Source organism: Mycobacterium palustre (assembly GCF_002101785.1).
GTDB classification, from domain to species: domain Bacteria; phylum Actinomycetota; class Actinomycetes; order Mycobacteriales; family Mycobacteriaceae; genus Mycobacterium; species Mycobacterium palustre.
Genome location: NZ_LQPJ01000139.1, coordinates 50,880 through 66,087, shown reverse-complemented (window position 1 = coordinate 66,087; position 15,208 = coordinate 50,880). Strand labels below are relative to the sequence as shown.

At 70.0% G+C, this 15,208-nt stretch carries 14 protein-coding genes and 1 pseudogene; 8 read left to right on the top strand and 7 right to left on the bottom strand.

Translation table 11 applies throughout. The annotated features are described in order from the left end of the window. Window positions 1–8: 8 nt before the first annotated feature. On the bottom strand, window positions 9–983 hold the full coding sequence (locus tag AWC19_RS24815) for a quinone oxidoreductase family protein (RefSeq protein WP_085080749.1): 975 nt from the start codon (window positions 981–983) through the stop codon (window positions 9–11). 19 nt (window positions 984–1,002) lie between these two features. Between AWC19_RS24815 and AWC19_RS24810 the strand changes: the two genes are divergently transcribed. Beyond that, entirely contained in the window at window positions 1,003–1,665 is a 663-nt protein-coding gene (locus AWC19_RS24810) for a hypothetical protein (protein ID WP_085080748.1), read from the top strand. Here the strand turns inward: AWC19_RS24810 and AWC19_RS24805 are convergent. The 4 genes from AWC19_RS24805 to mptB all read right to left on the bottom strand — a co-directional run bounded on the left by AWC19_RS24805 (window position 1,615) and on the right by mptB (window position 6,057). Further along, a complete protein-coding gene (locus tag AWC19_RS24805; RefSeq protein ID WP_142281405.1) occupies window positions 1,615–2,502 on the bottom strand; it encodes a COX15/CtaA family protein in 888 nt (295 codons plus the stop codon). The two genes, AWC19_RS24810 and AWC19_RS24805, sit on opposite strands and share 51 nt — an antisense overlap. A gap of 131 nt (window positions 2,503–2,633) precedes the next feature. Continuing rightward, complete coding sequence (locus tag AWC19_RS24800) at window positions 2,634–3,413, bottom strand: ABC transporter permease (RefSeq protein ID WP_085080746.1); 780 nt, start codon at window positions 3,411–3,413, stop codon at window positions 2,634–2,636. Continuing rightward, on the bottom strand, window positions 3,410–4,351 hold the full coding sequence (locus tag AWC19_RS24795; RefSeq protein ID WP_142281400.1) for an ABC transporter ATP-binding protein: 942 nt from the start codon (window positions 4,349–4,351) through the stop codon (window positions 3,410–3,412). The genes AWC19_RS24800 and AWC19_RS24795 overlap by 4 nt, the downstream gene beginning before the upstream one ends. After that, complete coding sequence (gene mptB, locus AWC19_RS24790; RefSeq protein ID WP_085080745.1) at window positions 4,348–6,057, bottom strand: polyprenol phosphomannose-dependent alpha 1,6 mannosyltransferase MptB; 1,710 nt, start codon at window positions 6,055–6,057, stop codon at window positions 4,348–4,350. Before mptB ends, AWC19_RS24795 begins: the two co-directional genes overlap by 4 nt. Before the next feature lie 98 nt (window positions 6,058–6,155). Here mptB and AWC19_RS24785 point away from each other — a divergent pair, with 98 nt between their 5' ends. The 7 genes and pseudogenes from AWC19_RS24785 to AWC19_RS24755 all read left to right on the top strand — a co-directional run bounded on the left by AWC19_RS24785 (window position 6,156) and on the right by AWC19_RS24755 (window position 13,543). Beyond that, entirely contained in the window at window positions 6,156–6,926 is a 771-nt protein-coding gene (locus tag AWC19_RS24785; RefSeq protein ID WP_085080744.1) for a helix-turn-helix transcriptional regulator, read from the top strand. Then, window positions 6,923–9,499, top strand: a complete 2,577-nt coding sequence (sufB, locus tag AWC19_RS24780) for a Fe-S cluster assembly protein SufB (protein ID WP_211284993.1) — start codon at window positions 6,923–6,925, stop codon at window positions 9,497–9,499. Before AWC19_RS24785 ends, sufB begins: the two co-directional genes overlap by 4 nt. Window positions 9,500–9,548: 49 nt before the next feature. Continuing rightward, entirely contained in the window at window positions 9,549–10,700 is a 1,152-nt protein-coding gene (sufD, locus tag AWC19_RS24775; protein ID WP_085080743.1) for a Fe-S cluster assembly protein SufD, read from the top strand. Beyond that, window positions 10,697–11,479, top strand: coding sequence for a Fe-S cluster assembly ATPase SufC (gene sufC, locus AWC19_RS24770; protein ID WP_085080742.1), 783 nt, complete (start codon window positions 10,697–10,699; stop codon window positions 11,477–11,479). Before sufD ends, sufC begins: the two co-directional genes overlap by 4 nt. A gap of 11 nt (window positions 11,480–11,490) precedes the next feature. Continuing rightward, window positions 11,491–12,735, top strand: a complete 1,245-nt coding sequence (locus AWC19_RS24765; RefSeq protein WP_085080741.1) for a cysteine desulfurase — start codon at window positions 11,491–11,493, stop codon at window positions 12,733–12,735. Continuing rightward, window positions 12,732–13,218, top strand: a pseudogene (gene sufU, locus AWC19_RS24760) (Fe-S cluster assembly sulfur transfer protein SufU); the annotation flags it as partial. The gene AWC19_RS24765 and the pseudogene sufU, both read left to right, overlap by 4 nt. Further along, on the top strand, window positions 13,196–13,543 hold the full coding sequence (locus AWC19_RS24755; protein WP_085080739.1) for a metal-sulfur cluster assembly factor: 348 nt from the start codon (window positions 13,196–13,198) through the stop codon (window positions 13,541–13,543). The pseudogene sufU and the gene AWC19_RS24755, both read left to right, overlap by 23 nt. A 26-nt stretch (window positions 13,544–13,569) precedes the next feature. Here AWC19_RS24755 and AWC19_RS24750 read toward each other — a convergent pair whose 3' ends face one another. Both AWC19_RS24750 and AWC19_RS24745 read right to left on the bottom strand, forming a co-directional pair. Further along, window positions 13,570–14,325, bottom strand: a complete 756-nt coding sequence (locus AWC19_RS24750) for a DUF5666 domain-containing protein (protein WP_085080738.1) — start codon at window positions 14,323–14,325, stop codon at window positions 13,570–13,572. Between the two features lie 56 nt (window positions 14,326–14,381). Then, a complete protein-coding gene (locus AWC19_RS24745; protein ID WP_211284992.1) occupies window positions 14,382–15,188 on the bottom strand; it encodes a DUF5666 domain-containing protein in 807 nt (268 codons plus the stop codon). Window positions 15,189–15,208 lie beyond the last annotated feature (20 nt).

Below are 15,208 nucleotides of genomic sequence, written 5' to 3'. Positions count from 1 at the left end.
GGCGCGAGCTAGGGCAGCAGCACCAGCGACCCGGTGGTCTTGCGGCCCTGCAGGTCCTGGTGGGCCCGGGCCGCCTCGGCCAGCGGGTAGCGCCCGCCGACCTCGACGGTGATGGCCCCGCCGGTGATCGCGTCGAACAGTTCGCCCGCGCGCCAACCGAACTCGTCGCCCGTGCGCACGAAGTGCGCCAGCGAGGGCCGCGTCAAAAACACCGAGCCGGCGGCGTTGAGCCGCTGCGGGTCGAACGGCGGCACCGGCCCGCTGGCGGCGCCGAACAGCGCCAGCGTCCCGCGCACCGCCAGGCTGGCCAGGCTGGCGTCGAACGTCGTCGCGCCCACGCCGTCGTACACCGCCGCCACCCCGGCGCCCCCGGTCAGCTCGCGAATCCGCCGCCCGAACGCGGCGGCGTCGTCGGGATAGGGCAGCACCTCGTCGGCGCCGGCCCGCCTGGACGTCCGCTCCTTTTGCGGCGTCGACACCGTCGTGATTACCCGCGCGCCAAGGGTTTTGGCCCACTGGGTCAAGATCAGCCCGACGCCGCCGGCGCCGGCGTGCACCAGCACGGTCTCGCCGTCGGCCACCGGGTAGACCGACTTGAGCAAGTAATGGGCGGTCAGGCCCTTCAACAGCACCGAGGCCGCCACCTCGGGCGTCACCGCCTCCGGCACCTTGGCCGTCAAAGCCGCTGGCGCGGTGGCGAATTCGGCGTAGCCTCCCGATGCCGCGGCGCTGACAACCCGGTCGCCGACGGCGAAGCCGTCGACGCCGTCACCGGTCGCGGCCACGGTGCCGCACAATTCCGAACCGAGGACGAACGGCACCTCTCGCGGATATTGCCCGGAGCGGAAGTACGTGTCGATGTAATTGACGCCGATCGCCTCGGCCTCGATCAGCACCTCACCGGGGCCGGCCGTGGGCTGGTCCGTTTCGACGTAACGCAGGACTTCGGGACCGCCGGTTTCACTGATTTCGATTGCGTGCATGCCGATATCATGCCTGGCAATGAAACTCGCGCGCCCGGACGTCTTCCATCCCCGCATCGTTCTGGCGGGCGAGAGGCGGGCCGTGCCGGGGGACCGCGACGACGCCGGGCTGGTTGCCGCGCTGCGGCAACGCGGCCTGCACGCCCGCTGGCTGCCGTGGGGACATCCCGATGCCGGTGACGCCGACCTGGTGATCCTGCGGGCCGCCCGCGACCACACCGACCGTCCCGACGAGTTCCTCGCCTGGATCCGCCGGGTGCGCCGCCTGCTCAACCCGCCGGACGCGATCGCGTGGAACCTCGACGAGCGATACCTGCGCGACCTGCAAGGCGACGGGGTGCCGGTGCTGCCGGGCGGGACGGCGCAGGCGGCGTTGGTCTTTCTCGGCGGACAGCAATCGCACGCCTGGCCGGGCGAGCCGGGCTTTGACTCGTGGGACCTCGGCTACGCCGCGATCGCGGCCGGCGCCCGGCGCGCCGGGCTCGGCGCGCGCGAATTGCTTTGCGCGCGAGCCGATGTGGCCGGCGACCGGCTGGTGCGGCTCGACCTGGTCGCGCCGTCGTTAGGTTGGTCACACCTGGGCGCCGACGAGCGCGAGCTCGCGCAGCGCCGGTTCGCCCTGAAGGTGGAATCAGCCTGCGAGCGGCTCGGGCTGGGCCCGTTCTCGCATCGACGCCCATAGCGCCGCGGTGGCCGCCGTGCACGCCGCCGCGCCCGCGACGTGAACCGCGACCAGCGCGGCGGGCACGCCGGTGAAGTATTGCGTGGTGCCCACGGCCGCCTGCGCGACCACCAGCGCGACCAACACGCCCAGTCGCAGCCGGACGGCCCGGCCGGCGCCCACCGCCAGCAGCCCGAAGCCCAGCCCGACCAGCAGCGCCAGGTAGGAGACCAGCAGCGACGAATGCGCGTGCACCAGCGTGGTGATCTCGACCTTCAGGCGCGGGACCGTGCGGCTGGGGCTGCGGTCGCCGGCGTGCGGGCCCGCGGCGGTCACCAGCGTCCCGGTGACCAGCACCGCCGCCAAGTTCAGCGCGCTCAGCGCCGTCAGCGCCCGCAGCGGGCGGGCCACCCGTTCTTCGACCACCCCGTTGTCCGGCTCGCCGACCTTGACGTAGAGCAGCACCGACAGCCACACCATCGTCATCGACGTCAGCAGGTGGATGGCCACCGTCCACCACAGCAGCCCGGTGCGCACGGTGATCCCGCCGATCACCGCCTGCACCACCGTCGACACCGGCATCAGCCACGCGTAGACCAGCACCTCGGCGCGCCGGCGCGCCCTCGTCACGGCCAGCACGGCCAGGGCCGCGGCGATCACCACGGCGAAGGTGATCATCCGGTTGCCGAACTCGACGGCCTGGTGCACGCGCGGCACCTCGGCGACGGCGACCGGGGTGAAGCTGCCCGGGAAGCATTGCGGCCAGGTGGGGCAGCCCAGGCCCGACGCGGTGACGCGGACGATCGCGCCGGTGACGGCGATGCCGCCCTGGGTGAGGATGACGAGCGCCGCGATCATGCGCTGGACGCGCAGGCTGGGCTCGGGAAGCAGGTCCACCAGCGGCCGCAGCGTTCGTCGTAGCACCGCCCGATGGTAAGCCAACGACAACTACGCGCCGTAGTACGGCCGTCGCCCGGCCGTCAGAACACCTAGGTGAAACGGAACCAGCGCAGCGCGGCCAGCGCCGCGACCGCGCCCCACGCCGCCAGAACGACGATCCCGAACCAGTCCACCGACAACGTCATGGCCCGCGAGAGCGCCTCGGTCAGCGCGCCCGACGGGGTGAGCCGGGCCGCCCACTTGACCCCGGTCGGGATTACCTTCATCTCCACGGTCAGCGCGCCGAGCCCGGCGAAGACGAACCACATCAGGTTGGCCACCGCCAGCACGATTTCGGCGCGCAGCGTCCCGCCGAGCAACAACCCCAGGGCCGCGAACCCCGCGGTGCCCAGCGCGATGACCGCCGCGCCCAGCGCCAGCGCCGCGGGTGCGGGCCGCCACCCGAGCCCAAAACCTATGGCGCCCAACAGGATTGCCTGCAGGAACACCACCGTCACCACCGCCAGCGACTTCCCGGCGATGATGCCCCACACCGGCAGCGGGGTGGCCCCCAGCCGCTTGAGCGCGCCGTACCGACGGTCGAAGGCGACGGCGATCGCCTGCCCGGTGAACGCGGTCGAGATGACCGCCAGCGCCATGATCACGGGCACGAAGGTGGCGGCGCGGTTGCGCCCGAAGTCGCCGAAGGGCAGCAGGGTGAGCCCGACCAGCAGCGTGATCGGGATGAACATGGTCAGCAGCAGCTGTTCGCCGTTGCGTAACAACAGCTTCAGCTCCAGGCCGAACTGCGCGGCGAGCATCTTCGACACGGAGTTGGGGCGCGGGTCGGGGGTGAAGGTCCCCGCGGGGAAGACGTCCGATTGGGTCACGATCGCAACTTCCTGCCGGTGAGGTCGAGGAACACGTCCTCGAGGCTGCGCTGCTCGACGCGCACGTCGGTGGCCAGCACGTCGATCTGCGCGCACCACGCCGTGACCGTGGCCAGCACCTGCGGGTCGACCGGCCCCTCGACCAGGTACTCGCCCGGCGTCACCTCGCTGGCCCGGTAGTCCTCGGGCAGCGCCGAGGCCAACAGGGACAGGTCCAGCCGGGGCGGCGCGCTGAACCGCAGCTGGTCCTTGGCCCCGCTGCGCATCAGCTCCGCGGGCGTGCCCGAGGCCACCGTCGCCCCGTGGTCGATGATGACGAGCCGATCGGCCAGCTCCTCGGCCTCCTTGAGCTGGTGGGTGGTCAGCACCACCGTCACGCCGTCGCGGCGCAGCGCGTCGATCAGCTCCCACACCAACAGCCGCGCGTGGGCGTCCATGCCCGCGGTCGGCTCGTCGAGGAACACCAGCTCGGGGCGGCCGACCAGCGCGCACGCCAGCGCCAGCCGCTGCTGTTGGCCGCCGGAGAGCCGCCGATAGGTGGTGCGCGCCGCGTCCGTCAGGCCCAGGGTGTCGAGCAGCCACGCCGGGTCCAGGGGGTCGGCGGCGTAGGAGGCGACCAGGTTGAGCATCTCCCCGGCCCGCGCCGCGGGGTAGCCGCCACCGCCCTGCAGCATCACGCCGATGCGCGCCCGCAGGCGGGCGTTGTCGGCGATCGGGTCCAGGCCGAGCACCTGGATCGTGCCGGCGTCGGGGCGCACGAAGCCCTCGCACATCTCGACGGTCGTGGTCTTGCCCGCGCCGTTGGGGCCCAGCAGGGCCAGCACCTCGGCGGCGTGCACCTCCAAGTCGAGGTTGGAGACGGCCTCGATCGAGCCGTAGCGCTTGCTCACGCCCCGCAGCCGCAGCACGACGTCGGGGTTCCCGCGGGCCGATCTCACGTGGAATCAGCGTAGGCGTCGGGCGCCGCCTCCGAACTGGGGGTCTGGTGCGCCTGGGGCGTGGGCACGGCGTCCACCGCCACCGGGCTCTCCGGTTCGGGCTGCGGCAGCAGCGGCCGCCACGGCAGGCGGGTGTACGTCAACCCGATCAGCAGCAGCACGATGACGGTGCTGGCCAGGGTCGCGTCGACGATCTGAAAGAGGGCGAACCGGTCGCCGTTGGCCGTCGGGCCGAAGATGCCGACGATCAGGGTGATGACGATCGCGGCCACCCGGAAGCCGGTGCGGGTCGCCCAGGCCGCCAGCGGGATGATCGCCCACAGCAGGTACCAGGGCTGCACGACGGGAAACAGCAGCACGGTGACGCCCAGCGCGACGCCCAGGCCCCCGATCGGGTGCAGCCGCCCGCGGAACACCGCCACCAGCAGCCAGGACACCATCACCGTGATGATCAGCACGCCGATGGCGCGGGTCAGCCCCAGCACGGCGGTGGTGTGATCGCCCAGGCCCAGCAGGATGCCGACCTGCCCGGTTCCCAGCGCCAGCAGCGTCGGCGGCGACATCCAGCTGCGCACCACGTTGGCGGTGCCCAGCGTGAAAACCCAGCCGAACCCCAGCCCGCTGGCCCAGCCGACGAGGGCCATCACCGCAAGGGACAGCGCCGCCATGCCGCCCCCGCACAACAGCAACGCCCGCAGGGTGCCGCCGCACTGGTAGGCCAGCGCCATCGTGACGAAGCCCAGCGCCAGCAGCGACGGCAGCTTCACCTGCGACGACAGCGTGATCAGGATGGCGCCCGCGAGCAGCATGCCCAGCGGCCCCCAGTGCGGGCCCGGCCGCCAGGACGTGGGCAGCAGCCGCCGCGCCTTGGCAGCCGAGACACCGCGCAGCGCGAATTCGGCGCCGGCCAGCATCAACCCGAGCATCAGCGCCTCGTTGTGCACGCCGGCGACCAGGTGCATGATCAGCAGCGGATTGGCCGCGCCCAGCCACAGCGCGCTGACCTCGGCGACCCCGCAGCGCCGGGCCAGCCGGGGGGTCGCCCACACGATCAGGGCCACGCCGACGAGCACCACGACCCGGTGGCAGAGCACGGCGGCGACGATGTTCTCGCCGGTCAGCGCCGAGATGCCGCGTCCGACCCACAAGAACAGCGGGCCGTAGGGCGCCGGGGTCTCGCGCCACAGCGTGGGCACCGACAGGGTGAAGACGTGCGACAGGCCCAGCCCGGACGCCGGGCCGACCCGATACGGGTCGAGCCCTTCCAGGGAGATCTGGCTCTGCGCCAGGTAGGAGTAGACGTCCTTGCTGTACATCGGAGGCGCGGGCAGCAGCGGCAGCACCCACAGCAGCAGGGTGCGGTCCAGGTCGCCCCGCGACATCCGCCTGGGGCCCAGCGCGAACCGGCCGAGCATCAGCCAGGCCAGGGCCATCATGACCGCCCCCGTCGTGGTCATCGTCAACGAGACCGTCTGGATGCGCGACGGCAGGTTGAGCAGCCGGACCCCGAACGTCGGGTCCTGGACCACGGGCCGCGCCCCGGCGCCCAGCGCGCCGATCGCCATCAGGACCGTCCCGGTGGCGCCGAACAGCCGGGTGCGTTGCAGCGCGGTGAGCTCGGTATCGTTTAACGGCGACCCCACCGCCTGCTCGTCGCCGTGCAGGCTGGCGATCGACGAGCTCAGCGTTCGGTGGCGGGCTGCCATCAGAGCAGCGTAGCCCGGCCTTCGAGACGGCCGACTGGCCGCGCGGCTCCCCGGCGGGGGCGGCCGTGTGACCAGCGCAACGCGCACAGAGGCGACCCTTGCTAGACCGATCCCAGGAATTGCGTCACACTGGTGTTGTGAAAATCTCCGAGGCTCAGGCGGCTGCTGCTGTCCTGACGCCGGATGGTCACACCCGCCGTGCCATCGTGCGGCTGCTGCTGGAATCCGGATCGATCACCGTCAGCGAGATCGGTGACCGCCTCGGCCTGGCGGCCGCCGGCGTGCGGCGCCACCTCGACGCGCTGATCGACGCCGGGGACGCCGAGTCGGTGCCCGCGGCGGCCTGGCAGCAGGTTGGGCGCGGGCGGCCCGCGAAGCGCTTCCGGCTGACCGCGGCCGGGCGCGCCAAGCTCGGCCACGCCTACGACGACCTGGCGGCGGCGGCCATGCGGCAGCTGCGGGAAATCGGCGGGGAGGACGCGGTCCGGACGTTCGCCCGCCGCCGCATCGACGCCATCCTGGCCGGCGTCGAGGCGGCCGAGAGCAACGACGACGTGGCGGTCGAGGCGGCCGCCGAGCGGGTCGCGGGCGCCCTGACCGAGGCGGGCTACGTCGCCACCACGGCGCGCGTCGGTGGGCCGATCCACGGCGTGCAGATCTGCCAGCACCATTGCCCGGTGTCGCACGTCGCCGAGGAATTCCCCGAATTGTGCGAAGCCGAGCAGCAGGCCATGGCCGAGGTGCTCGGGACGCACGTGCAGCGGTTGGCGACCATCGTCAACGGAAACTGCGCCTGCACCACCCACGTGCCCCTGACCCAGGCGCCCAGCCCGCGCCACCAGACCAACATCAAAGGAGCGTCGTCATGACCCTAGAGGCAGACAAGGCCGTTGCTCAGCCGCTCACCCAGGCGGAGGCCATCGCCTCGCTGAGCCGGTACGGCTACGGCTGGGTGGACTCCGACGTCGCGGGCGCCAGCGCACAGCGCGGGCTGTCCGAGGCGGTGGTGCGCGACATCTCCGCCAAGAAGAACGAGCCCGAGTGGATGCTGCAGACCCGGCTGAAGGCGCTGCGCATCTTCGAGCGCAAGCCGATGCCGACCTGGGGCTCCAACCTCGAGGGCATCGACTTCGACAACATCAAGTACTTCGTGCGCTCGACCGAAAAGCAGGCCGCCACCTGGGATGATTTGCCGGAGGACATCAAGAACACCTACGACCGGCTGGGCATCCCGGAGGCGGAGAAGCAGCGCCTCGTGGCCGGCGTGGCCGCACAGTACGAATGCCTCGCCGGCGACACCTTGGTGTGGACTGCCAATCGCGGACAGGTCCCCATCAAGGAGATCGAGTTCGGCGATCGGGTTTTCGCGTACGACGAAGACGCAGAGCGATTCATCGTGGCGCCCGTCAAGGCGTCAGCGCAGACGGATACCCGGCTCACCTATGCAGTGAAGACCACTGGCCGCAGCATCCGCGCGACCGGCAACCACCCGATGCTGGTGCTGCGGGACGAGCGCAAACCGGGTCGCCAGCGCAGGCGCTATGCGCGACGGTGGGTGACTGTCGGCGAGATCAAGCCGGGCGACTTCATTGCAGTCCCTCGGCAGGTGCCCGAATTCGGTGCCAGTGTTGACCTTCCGAGCATTGCCGGATTCGTCTCGCCGCCGACAAGTTCCGTAGACCTGATGTGGCTGTTGGGGCTGTACATCGGTGACGCCAACCTGCACCTGTCCACCAAGACAAACCGCGTTCGATTCGCCATTCCCGCAACCGATGTCGAGCTGCGGGCGGAGCTGGCGCGCGTCGTGAAGGACTTGTTTGGTCTTCGGTGCATAGCGGCCGATGGGGACCGGGTGGTGGTGAACTCCAAGGCCTTGACCGAGTTGATTATCGAGCTCGGTTTCAGCGGTCTGGCGCTGACAAAGCGGGTGCCCGACTGGATTTTCGGCTTGCCCGTTGACGAGCGGCTGGCGTTCCTCGGCGGCTGGGTCGACGCCGACGGCTACGTCGGCCCGGACAACAGCGGTTCGATCCTGTTGACGTGTGCCAATGAGGCGCTGATCGGTCAAGCGCGTGAACTCGCCCAGCTGTCCGGATTGCGCACGGGCGGCCCGTGGTCGTTTACTCAGCCGTATCGCCACGCGCCCGAACGCATGCAGATCGGTTGGCGGCTTGGCATTTCCGGTGACCTCGAGCGCCTCGGCTGCCGTAACCGCAAGCGCGCCGACCGCTTTGGACGCCGCCGCTACATGCACTCGTCGAACAGTACGCACGGGACGACAATTCGAGCCCACACCAATGAGTGGCTGGGCTTTGAACGGGTCGAGTCGATCGAGCCGTATGCGGTGGAACCGGTGTACGACATCGAGGTCGACGGTCCGCACAACTTCGTCGCCGAAGGCCTGGTAGTGCACAACTCCGAAGTGGTGTACCACCAGATCCGGGAAGACCTCGAGGCTCAAGGGGTGATCTTCCTCGACACGGACACCGGTCTGCGGGAGCACCCCGACGTCTTCAAGCAGCACTTCGGAACGGTAATTCCTGCCGGCGACAACAAGTTCTCCGCCCTGAATACCGCGGTGTGGAGCGGCGGCTCGTTTATCTATGTCCCCCCGGGGGTGCACGTCGACATCCCGCTGCAGGCCTACTTCCGGATCAACACCGAGAACATGGGCCAGTTCGAGCGGACGCTGATCATCGTCGACGAGGACGCCTACGTCCACTACATCGAGGGCTGCACCGCGCCGATCTACAAGTCGGACTCGCTGCACTCCGCGGTGGTCGAGATCATCGTGAAGCCCGGCGGCCGTTGCCGTTACACCACCATCCAGAACTGGTCGGGCAACGTCTACAACCTGGTCACCAAGCGGGCCCGCGCCGAGGCCGGCGCCACCATGGAGTGGGTCGACGGCAACATCGGGTCGAAGGTGACCATGAAGTACCCGGCGGTCTGGATGACCGGCGAGCACGCCAAGGGCGAGGTCCTGTCGATCGCCTTCGCCGGCGAGGACCAGCACCAGGACACCGGCGCCAAGATGCTGCACCTGGCGCCCAACACGTCGAGCAACATCGTGTCCAAGTCGGTGGCCCGCGCCGGCGGCCGCACCTCCTACCGCGGCCTGGTGCAGGTCAACAAGGGCGCGCACGGGTCGCGCTCCAGCGTGAAATGCGATGCGCTGCTAGTCGATACGATCAGCCGCAGCGACACCTACCCCTACGTCGACATCCGCGAGGACGACGTCACGATGGGCCACGAGGCCACCGTGTCCAAGGTCAGCGAGAACCAGCTGTTCTACCTGATGAGCCGCGGGCTGACCGAGGACGAGGCGATGGCGATGGTGGTGCGCGGCTTCATCGAGCCGATCGCCAAAGAGCTGCCGATGGAATACGCGCTCGAGCTCAACCGCCTGATCGAGCTGCAGATGGAGGGCGCGGTCGGATGACCCCCGCCGGCGACGATGCAGAGCGAAGCGATGAGGAGGAGCGGCGCATATGACGGCCGTTCTGAACAAGGGAGAGTTGTTCTCTTCCTTTGATGTCGACGCGTTCGAGGTGCCGCACGGCCGCGACGAGATCTGGCGGTTCACCCCGCTGCGCCGGCTGCGCGGGCTGCACGACGGGTCCGCGGCGGCGACCGGCAGGGCCGAGATCAGCGTCGACGAGCGGCCCGGCCTGCGGGTCGAGCGCGTGCGCCGCGGTGACGAGCGCCTCGGTGCGGGCGGCGCTCCCACCGATCGCGTTGCCGCCCAGGCGTTTTCGTCGTTCAACTCGGCGACGCTGATCACCGTCGGGCGCGACACCCGGATCGCCGAGCCGGTCAACGTCGCCGTCACCGGGCCCGGTGACGGCGCGACGGCCTACGGCCACCTGCAGATCCGGGTCGAAGAACTCGGCGAGGCGGTGGTGGTGATCGACCACCGGGGCAGCGGAACCTACGCCGACAACGTCGAATTCGTCGTCGACGACGCCGCGCGCCTGACGGTCGTGTGGATCGCCGACTGGGCCGACGACGCGGTCCACGTCAGCGCGCACCACGCCAGGCTGGGCAAGGACGCCGTGCTGCGCCACGTCACGGTGACCCTGGGCGGGGAGGTGGTGCGCATGGCCGCCACCGTGCGGTTCGCCAGCCCCGGCGGTGACGCCGAGCTGCTGGGCCTGTACTTCGCCGACGACGGCCAGCACCTCGAGTCGCGGCTGCTGGTCGACCACGCCCAGCCCGACTGCCGGTCCAACGTGCTGTACAAGGGTGCGCTGCAAGGGGATCCGGAATCCGCGCTGCCCGACGCCCACACCGTCTGGGTGGGCGACGTGCTGATCCGGGCCGAGGCCACCGGCACCGACACCTTCGAGGTCAACCGCAACCTGGTGCTCACCGACGGGGCGCGCGCGGATTCGGTGCCCAACCTGGAGATCGAGACGGGCGAGATCATCGGCGCCGGACACGCCAGCGCCACCGGGCGTTTCGACGACGAACAACTTTTCTACCTGCGCTCCCGCGGCATCCCGGAAGATCAGGCCCGGCGGCTGGTCATCCGCGGATTCTTCGGCGAGATCATCTCCAAGATCGCGGTGCCGCAGATACGCGAACGCCTGACCGACGCCATCGAACACGAACTCGAAATCACGGAAAAGACGGCTTTATGACGACTCTGGAAATCAAGGACCTGCACGTCAGCGTCGACAACTCCAACGCCGCCGAGGGCGAACGCGACATCCCCATCCTCAACGGTGTCGACCTGACGGTGAAATCCGGTGAGACGCATGCGTTGATGGGCCCCAACGGCTCGGGCAAGTCGACGCTGTCGTACGCCATCGCGGGCCACCCCAAGTACCGGGTGACCTCGGGATCGATCACGCTCGACGGCGAGGACGTGCTGGCGATGAGCGTCGACGAGCGCGCGCGGGCCGGCATCTTCCTGGCCATGCAGTACCCCGTCGAGGTGCCCGGCGTCTCGGTGTCGAACTTCTTGCGTTCGGCCGCAACCGCCGTCCGCGGCGAGGCCCCGAAGCTGCGCCACTGGGTCAAGGAGGTCAAGGCGGCCATGGGCTCGCTGGACATCGACCCGGCCTTCGCCGAGCGCAGCGTCAACGAGGGGTTCTCCGGCGGGGAGAAGAAGCGCCACGAGATTTTGCAGCTGGAACTGCTCAAGCCCAGGATCGCCATCCTCGACGAGACCGACTCCGGGCTGGATGTCGACGCGCTGCGGGTGGTCAGCGACGGCGTCAACCGGTATGCCGAATCCGAGCACGGCGGCATCCTGCTGATCACGCACTACACCCGCATCCTGCGCTACATCCATCCGCAATTCGTGCACGTGTTCGTCGGCGGGCGCGTCGCCGAATCCGGCGGCCCGGAGCTGGCCGACGAACTCGAGCAGAACGGTTACGTGCGCTTCACCCAGCCGGCGGCGGAGAAAGTCTGACGGGGCCCGACATGAGCACTCCGCTGGACATCGACGCGATCCGCGCCGACTTCCCCATCCTCAAGCGGGTGATGCGGGGCGGAAACCAGTTGGCCTACCTGGATTCCGGGGCGACGTCGCAGCGGCCGCTGCAGGTGCTCGACGCCGAGCGGGAATTCGTGCTGACCTCCAACGGCGGGGTGCACCGCGGCGCGCACCAGCTGATGGAGGAGGCCACCGACGCCTACGAGCAGGGCCGCGCCGACATCGCGGCCTTCGTCGGCGCCGACGCGCAAGAGCTGGTGTTCACCAAGAACGCCACCGAATCGCTCAACCTGGTGTCATACGTGCTGGGGGACAACCGCTTCGAGCGGGCCGTCGGACCCGGCGACGTGATCGTCACCACCGAGCTCGAACACCACGCCAACCTGGTGCCGTGGCAGGAGCTGGCCCGGCGCACCGGGGCCACGCTGCGCTGGTACGGCGTCACCGACGACGGCCGCATCGACCCGGACTCGCTGCGGCTCGACGAGCGCGTCAAAGTGGTTGCGTTCAGCCATCATTCGAACGTCACCGGGGCGGTGGCACCGGTGGCCGAGTTGGTCGCGCGGGCGAAAGCCGTCGGCGCGTTGACCGTGCTGGACGCCTGCCAGTCGGTGCCGCACGAGCCCGTCGACTTTCACACGCTCGACGTCGACTTCGCCGCCTTCTCCGGGCATAAGATGTTGGGTCCCAACGGAATCGGGGTGCTCTACGGACGCCGGGAGGTTTTGACCGCCCTGCCCCCATTTCTCACCGGCGGGTCGATGATCGAGACGGTCACCATGGAGGCCAGCACCTACGCCGCCGTGCCGCAGCGGTTCGAGGCCGGCACGCCGATGACCTCGCAGGTCGTCGGGCTGGCGGCGGCCGCACGGTATCTCGGCGCCATCGGCATGGACGCCGTCGCGGCCCACGAAAAGGGACTGGTGGCCGCGACCCTCGAGGGCCTGTCCGGCATCGACGGGGTGCGCATCGTCGGGCCCGCCTCGATGGACGACCGCGGCTCGCCGGTGGCTTTCGTCGTCGATGGCGTGCACGCCCACGACGTCGGTCAGGTGCTCGACGACGACGGCGTCGCCGTGCGGGTCGGGCACCACTGCGCGCTGCCGCTGCACCGCAGGTTCGGCCTGGCGGCCACCGCGCGGGCGTCGTTCGCGGTCTACAACACGCCCGACGAGGTCGACCGCCTGGTCGCCGGCGTGCGCCGAGCGCTGGATTTCTTTGGGAGGGGCTGACTTTGCGGCTCGAGCAGATCTACCAGGACGTGATCCTCGATCACTACAAGCACCCGCAACACCGGGGGCTGCGGGAGCCGTTCGCCGCGCAGGTCTACCACGTCAACCCGGTCTGCGGCGACGAGGTCACCCTGCGGGTCAGCCTGTCCGACGACGGCGAAACCGTCACCGACGTCTCGTATGACGGGCAGGGCTGCTCGATCAGCCAGGCGGCGACGTCGGTGCTCGCCCAGCAGGTGATCGGGCAGAGCGTGGGCGAGGCGCTCAAGATCGTCACGGCCTTCACCGAGATGGTGTCGTCGCGCGGCACCATCGAGGGCGACGAGGACGTGCTGGGCGATGGGGTGGCGTTCGCCGGGGTGGCCAAATACCCGGCGCGGGTGAAGTGCGCGCTGCTGGGGTGGATGGCGTTCAAGGACGCGCTGAGCCAGGCCGCGACGGGTTTGAAGGAGGATCACCGATGAGCGAAACCACCGCACCGGACGACGAACTGCTCGCCGACGTCGAGGAGGCGATGCGCGACGTCGTCGACCCCGAGCTGGGCATCAACGTCGTCGACCTCGGACTGGTCTACGGCATGAACATCGAGGAGGGCGACGACGGGACCGTCGCGCTGATCGACATGACGCTGACGTCGGCGGCCTGCCCGCTGACCGACGTCATCGAGGACCAGTCGCGCAGCGCGCTGGTCGGCAGCGGCCTGGTCGACGACCTGCGGATCAACTGGGTGTGGAACCCGCCGTGGGGCCCGGACAAGATCACCGAGGACGGCCGCGAGCAGCTGCGCGCGCTCGGCTTCACCGTCTAGACCGATCCGCCTACGAACCCATCCGCCTACAAGTGGAAGTGCAGGTGCGGCAGGTGTAGGTGGTGGTGCGGGCGCCCCATCGGCGGGCAGGCTTGCAAGGCGATCGTCACGGCCTGAAGCGCGCCGCCGCTGTTGGTTCCCTGCGCACCCATGCACTTTCCGTTTCCGATCGCTTCGGGGCTCGACGGCGTCTGCTTGTTGTAGGCGGTCGAGTCGGCGACGGTCACGTCGGTGGGCGCGCTTTGACGGGCGGGACCGAGGCCGTTGACGGCGATCGTGTCGCCCGAAACCGAGGCGACCATTCCGTAAAAGCCCGGCGGGGGTGGACATTTCGCGTCGACCGCGGGGGTGACGGTCACCGATTGCGCGGTGATCGCGCCGGGCGGAGGGGCGCTTTGCGGAGTGGCCCGCACGTTGATGCAGCTGCCCGGGGTGACGTCGGTCAGCCGGGCCGGCGCCTGCTCGACGACCCGTGTCGCCGGCGAAAAGTCCACCGTCGCCGAGCCGGTCCGCGTCCGCAGCCGGATCGTGCCGCCCGAGACCGATTCGACCAGGCCCTCGACGTAATCCTTGGGCACGGGCGGCGCCGGCACCGGAGCCGGGCTCGGCGCCGCGGCGGGCGCCGGGCTCGTCGGGACGGCCGTCACCGTCCGTTTGCCGGCGCCGCCGGTGGGCGTGCGGTCCGAGTGGCACATGGCGACGGTGAGGCTGACGACGGCGACGACCGCGACGATCGAGAGCTGCGCCAGTAGTCGGGGACTGGCCGATCGTGCGGTCCGCATTCGGCGCGAAATACCCAGCAAGGCGCCGTTTTCACCGACCCGTAATCAAGATCACCTCAGTGACCGCGGGGTGGCTGCCCGGGCCCCGGGCACTTGCCGTCGACGGCCGCGCGCAGCCTGATCGACGTCGCCTGCAGCGCGCCGCCGTTGTCGGTGGTTCCGCGCGCGGAGACGCACTTGCCCTGGGTGATCGCCTCGGGGGTCGAGGAAACCAGCTTGGTGTACTTGGTCTTGTCGTCGACCGTCACGGAGGTCTGGGTGGTGTTGCCGCTGGCGTCGGTGCCCGCGACGGTGATGGTGCCGCCGGTCACCGAAGCGACCGAACCCTGCAGGGGCTTCGGCTTGGCCGGCGCCGGCGACGGGGAACCGGACGGCGCGGGGGTCGTCGCACCCGGCGCGGAGCCCGGCTTGTTGTCCTTGGGCTTCGGGCAGGTGCCGTTGACCGAGGGGCTCACCCGGACGGATGCCGCGGTGACCGGCTGCTGACCGCCGGGCTGAATTTCCTGGGTGGGCCGCACGGTGACGCAGCTGCCCGAGGTGACGTCGCTGAGCGTCGCCGGAGCCACCTCCGTGATCTTGGTCGTGGACGTGAAGTTCACGGTGGCGTTGCTGTTGTCGTCCTTGGTGACCTGCAGCGAGTTACCGGCCACCGACGCGACCAAACCGTTGACCTGCGCCTCGCCCTGGGCCGGCGCCGGGGTGGTGGTCGTCGAGGTCACCGTCGAGGTCGAGGTGGAGGTGGAGGTCGACGTCGAACTCGACTGATTCGACGAGCCGCACGCCGCCACCGACAGCGCGGCGGCGCCCGTTACGGCGAGGATGGCGAATCGGGTGAGCCGGGGCGCAGGACAGCTGACAGACATCGACGCGTCTCCAATCGTGG

What these genes read in the sequence shown, in the direction of transcription:
- AWC19_RS24805 (WP_142281405.1), bottom strand. Translation starts at nt 2,502, where the DNA reads ATGATCGCGGCGCTCGTCATCCTCACCCAGGGCGGCATCGCCGTCACC.
- sufC (WP_085080742.1), top strand. Translation starts at nt 10,697, where the DNA reads ATGACGACTCTGGAAATCAAGGACCTGCACGTCAGCGTCGACAACTCC.
- AWC19_RS24810 (WP_085080748.1), top strand. Translation starts at nt 1,003, where the DNA reads ATGAAACTCGCGCGCCCGGACGTCTTCCATCCCCGCATCGTTCTGGCG.
- AWC19_RS24750 (WP_085080738.1), bottom strand. Translation starts at nt 14,325, where the DNA reads ATGCGGACCGCACGATCGGCCAGTCCCCGACTACTGGCGCAGCTCTCG.
- AWC19_RS24815 (WP_085080749.1), bottom strand. Translation starts at nt 983, where the DNA reads ATGCACGCAATCGAAATCAGTGAAACCGGCGGTCCCGAAGTCCTGCGT.
- AWC19_RS24755 (WP_085080739.1), top strand. Translation starts at nt 13,196, where the DNA reads ATGAGCGAAACCACCGCACCGGACGACGAACTGCTCGCCGACGTCGAG.
- AWC19_RS24745 (WP_211284992.1), bottom strand. Translation starts at nt 15,188, where the DNA reads ATGTCTGTCAGCTGTCCTGCGCCCCGGCTCACCCGATTCGCCATCCTC.
- AWC19_RS24765 (WP_085080741.1), top strand. Translation starts at nt 11,491, where the DNA reads ATGAGCACTCCGCTGGACATCGACGCGATCCGCGCCGACTTCCCCATC.
- mptB (WP_085080745.1), bottom strand. Translation starts at nt 6,057, where the DNA reads ATGGCAGCCCGCCACCGAACGCTGAGCTCGTCGATCGCCAGCCTGCAC.
- sufB (WP_211284993.1), top strand. Translation starts at nt 6,923, where the DNA reads ATGACCCTAGAGGCAGACAAGGCCGTTGCTCAGCCGCTCACCCAGGCG.
- sufD (WP_085080743.1), top strand. Translation starts at nt 9,549, where the DNA reads ATGACGGCCGTTCTGAACAAGGGAGAGTTGTTCTCTTCCTTTGATGTC.